The organism is Epilithonimonas tenax DSM 16811 (genome assembly GCF_000428485.1).
Classification (GTDB): Bacteria; Bacteroidota; Bacteroidia; order Flavobacteriales; family Weeksellaceae; genus Epilithonimonas; species Epilithonimonas tenax.
Map to the genome: position 1 here is coordinate 1 of NZ_AUAA01000076.1, position 4409 is coordinate 4409.

General features: G+C 37.2%; 3 protein-coding genes and 1 pseudogene. All 4 read left to right on the top strand.

Annotated elements, in window-relative coordinates:
* On the top strand, window positions 1-258 hold a 258-nt coding region (locus tag F564_RS19615), incomplete at its 5' end, for a transposase (protein ID WP_154656918.1).
* 388 nt (window positions 259-646) lie between these two features.
* The gene (glgB, locus tag F564_RS19620; RefSeq protein ID WP_034981935.1) at window positions 647-2596 is read left to right on the top strand and encodes a 1,4-alpha-glucan branching protein GlgB; all 1950 of its coding nucleotides are present in this window, start codon (window positions 647-649) and stop codon (window positions 2594-2596) included.
* 102 nt (window positions 2597-2698) lie between these two features.
* Window positions 2699-4105 carry a glycogen synthase gene (locus F564_RS0117270; RefSeq protein ID WP_028123691.1) on the top strand — a complete coding sequence of 469 codons (1407 nt, stop codon included), beginning with the start codon at window positions 2699-2701 and terminating at the stop codon, window positions 4103-4105.
* A 128-nt stretch (window positions 4106-4233) separates the two neighbouring features.
* Window positions 4234-4409 (top strand): annotated as a pseudogene (locus F564_RS21320) (IS982 family transposase); the annotation flags it as partial.

Sequence of the window (4409 nt, forward strand, 5' to 3'; positions counted from 1 at the left end):
GAGTTAGAAACTCCGAAAAGAAAAAATCAAAAAGACTACAAGCCACAGTTTTATCAGTTCAAAAAATATCGGAAAAGAATTGAAACATTATTCTCTCAACTATGCGACCAATTTATGATTAGAAGAAATTATGCCAAAACTTTTGAAGGTTTTAAGACAAGAATTTTGGCTAAAATTACAACGCTTACTACTATTCAATTTTTGAATAAATTTGTATTTGATAGGAACATAAACAATCTAAAAATAAATCTCGTTTAATAATGCACTACGAGTATTAATTATAAAAAATATTGATTTTTTATAATTAATGTAATCCCTTCAATTTCTAACAACGAATAATAAAAAAAGATGATTTAAGAGTTATAAACAGCCTTCAGCTTTTTTATTGAGAAGGAATTTTAGAAATTGGAATTATTGCTGAAAAATTTCAAATTTTAATATTTTATCTGGTATTGAGGTAAATTTCAAGTAAGTGTTTTGTATTAATATATTTTTAACAGAATGTTTTTTGTGATGTAAGGATTAATTTCGTTAACTTGGTAATGTTATAATCACTGATTATAGAAGTTGAAAAAATTAAGAATTGCAAGAATTCGTTTTTAAAAACATTTATAATTGATCATTCATAATTTACCACCCATCATCTATGCAGGTTCAGCCTTATTCTCTATTTTCAGACTTCGATATTTATCTTTTCCGCTCGGGAAAACACACCAGACTTTACGAAAAGTTTGGCTCCCATAAAGTTGAGGTAGACGGTGTTTCCGGCGTTTATTTTGCAGTCTGGGCACCTACAGCCACAGAGGTTTCTGTGATTGGAAATTTCAACCAATGGAATTCTTTTTCACACCAACTGGCAGGCAGATGGGATCAGTCCGGTATCTGGGAAGGTTTTATCCCTGGTCTTGATTTTGGCGAAGTGTATAAATTCGGGATCAGAACCCACAAAGGCATCCTGCTGGAAAAAGCAGATCCTTATGCACTGTGTTTCGAAAATGCTTTGCAGGCAGGTTCTGTAGTTTGCACCACCTGGTATGAATGGCAGGATCAGGATTGGATGAAAAACCGTGCAGGATACAACAATCTCGACTCTGCAATGTCTGTGTACGAAATGCATCTGGGTTCTTGGATGCGAGACCCAGGAAACCCAGATAGATTTTTGAGTTACCGAGAAATTGCGGACAAACTTGTTCCGTATCTCAAAGCCATGCATTTTACCCACGTAGAATTCATGCCAGTGATGGAGTATCCTTACGACCCAAGCTGGGGTTATCAGATTACTGGTTTTTACGCTGCAACAAACAGATTTGGTTCACCTCAGGATCTGATGTACCTCATTTCCGAACTTCATAAAAATAACATCGGGGTTTTTCTGGATTGGGTTCCTTCCCATTTTCCGGGAGATGCCAACGGTTTACATTTCTTTGATGGTTCATTTTTATACGAGCACGAAGATCCAAGAAAAGGTTTTCATCCGGATTGGAAATCTTATATTTTCAATTACGGAAGGCCAGAAGTCAAATCATTCTTAATATCAAATGCTATTTTTTGGCTAGACAGATACCACGCAGACGGACTTCGTGTAGATGCAGTAACATCGATGCTTCATTTGGATTATTCCAGAAACGAAGGCGAGTGGGAACCAAATATCTACGGAACGAATGTGAATCTGGAAGCGAAACAATTCCTTCAGGATTTTAATATCGCTGTCTACGGCGAATTTCCGGATGTGCAGACCATTGCAGAAGAAAGTTCCGATTTTCCAAGGTTGACAAAACCTGTCCACGAGGACGGCATTGGTTTCGGGATGAAGTGGATGATGGGCTGGATGCACGATACTCTGGATTATTTTAAAGAAGATCCTATTGTCAGAAAATACCACCACAACAAGATCACATTCACCAGTGTGTATATGTATAATGAAAATTATATGATGCCACTATCTCACGATGAAGTGGTTCACGGAAAAAGCAGTTTGATCTACAAAATGCCCGGCGACGAATGGCAAAAGTTTGCCAATCTGCGGGCGATGTATGTTTATATGTTTACAACTCCGGGCGCAAAATTACTATTTATGGGAGACGAGATTGCCCAAACCAACGAATGGAATTTTACAACGTCCCTCGATTGGCATTTGTTGGAATATCCGATTCATAAGAATCTTCAGGAATTTGTAAGAGATCTTAATCTGCTTTACAAATCAAATCCGGCTTTGCACGAACAACAGTTTTCACCAAATGGATATGAGTGGGTCAATGCAGATGATAGAGATAACTCGATTTTTATTTATCTAAGGAAAAGCAAAGAAAACAAAGACGTTATTATGACGGTGCTGAATCTCACACCCAACAGTTTTGATTACAGAATTGGTGTAGAAAAAGACACAAAATGGGAAGTGATTCTTAATTCTGACGACAAAAAATATAGCGGAAGCGGCGTAGAAGCTATTATTGCTCAGGAATTGGACGAAGGTTGGGATCAACGAGAAAAATCGATCCTCTTAAGATTGCCGCCTTTGTCAGGTTTGGTTTTGAAACAGACCAAAATGCTTAAGCCAAAGCTTGCAACCAAGGGTGTGATTAAAAAGAAAAAATAATCTAAAAAAAAATAAAGGTCACACGGATTTGAAGATGGCAAAAACCTTGCGAACATTGTAAGATGCCGTATGACCACTAAAAAAAAACAATAGAAATCTTTTATGAAAATATTTCACCTTTCTATGGAGTGTTATCCTGTTGCAAAAGTCGGTGGACTGGCAGATGTAGTAGGAGCTTTACCAAAATATCAGAACCAGATGGGTTTGGAGGCCAGCGTGATCATGCCTTGGTACAACAAGCCTTTTTTTTATAACCACGAGTTCGAAGTGGTGTTTGATGGCTTTATTCATCAGTCTTTTCATATGTATCAGGTTCAGATTTTCAAGGAGAAAACCAATGTTCTCGGTTTTGACCTGTATCTTGTTAAAATACCAGGACTTTTGGACCGGGAAAGCGTCTATGGATATTGGGATGAGAGCCAGCAGTTTATCGCTTTTCAGCACGGTGTTTTGCATTGGCTGAGTGCGATGCAGATCCGTCCGGACGTTTTCCACTGCCACGATTATCATACAGGCTTGGTTCCTTTTATGATCGATCACTGCTATGAATTTAGTTTTCTGAAAGGTGTAAAAACCATTGGAACCATTCATAATGGAGAATACCAGGGTAGCATGGATTGGAAAATGTCCAGTTTTCTGCCACACTTCGATGGTTGGAAATCCGGACTTCTAGACTGGAGCGGAAGAATCAATCCAATGGCTGCGATGATCAAAAGTTGTACTGCCTTCAACGCAGTGTCCGCAGGCTATTTGCAGGAATTATTTTACAGTTTTCAGGGTCTGGAACCATTGATGAATCTGGAAAGGAAGAAAGCCTTTGGGATCATCAACGGTATAGATACCGAAGTTTGGAATCCTGAAACTGATGATATGCTCAAATTTAATTATAATAAAGATTACGCAGAAGAAGGCAAATGGGAAAACAAAAAAGTGATCTGTGCAGAATATGGGCTTAATCCCAATCTGCCACTTTTTGGATTTATCGGGCGTTTTGCAGGTGAAAAAGGAGCTGATCTTTTACCGGAAATTATAGAAAGAAGCATTAAAGAAACCAATGGTGCACTGAATATCATTGTTCTAGGTTCTGGAAATCAAGCGATTGAGAATAAGCTCAAAGAGTTACAATATCAATATAATATCAATCTGGCGATAGATCTAGGTTATAAAGAATATCTCTCTCATCAGATCTATGCTTCTTCAGATTTTCTGCTGATGCCAAGCCGGGTAGAACCTTGCGGACTCAATCAGATGTATGCCATGAGATATGGCACGATCCCAATTGTGCGTTACACCGGCGGTTTGCGAGACACAGTACAGGATATCTCGTCCGGCGGCAGTGGACTTAACTTTACGAATGCGGGTGCGGAAGATGCTGTTCATGCCACGAGAAGAGCCTTGCATATTTACAGTCAAAAAGAGTTGATGAAAGGATTGCTCTTTAATAATATGTCATTTGATTTCTCTTGGGAAAAATCAGCCAAAAATTATCTTGATCTTTATAATTATTAAGAAAATTCTATTCACATTGGCTTAATATTGGTAAACAATTATTAACTTTAACCCGTAGTGCATTATAAAAAAGGTTACTCATAATACGAAAATTTCGTATATTGTATTGACTATCAATCTAATACGTTATGAATAACCTAGATGCAATTTACGATTTTATTTTAAAGGAATTAAGAAAATTAACCATCAAAGAAAATTTTTATTTCAAACCAATTAAACCAAAATTATCTGATTTAGAGCTCATTGCAATAAATATTTCTGCGGAATATTTATCGATAGATTCAGAATATCAGTTGTTTAGATA

Coding starts and splice junctions, on each gene's coding strand:
- glgB (WP_034981935.1), top strand. CDS start 647: ATGCAGGTTCAGCCTTATTCTCTATTTTCAGACTTCGATATTTATCTT.
- F564_RS0117270 (WP_028123691.1), top strand. CDS start 2,699: ATGAAAATATTTCACCTTTCTATGGAGTGTTATCCTGTTGCAAAAGTC.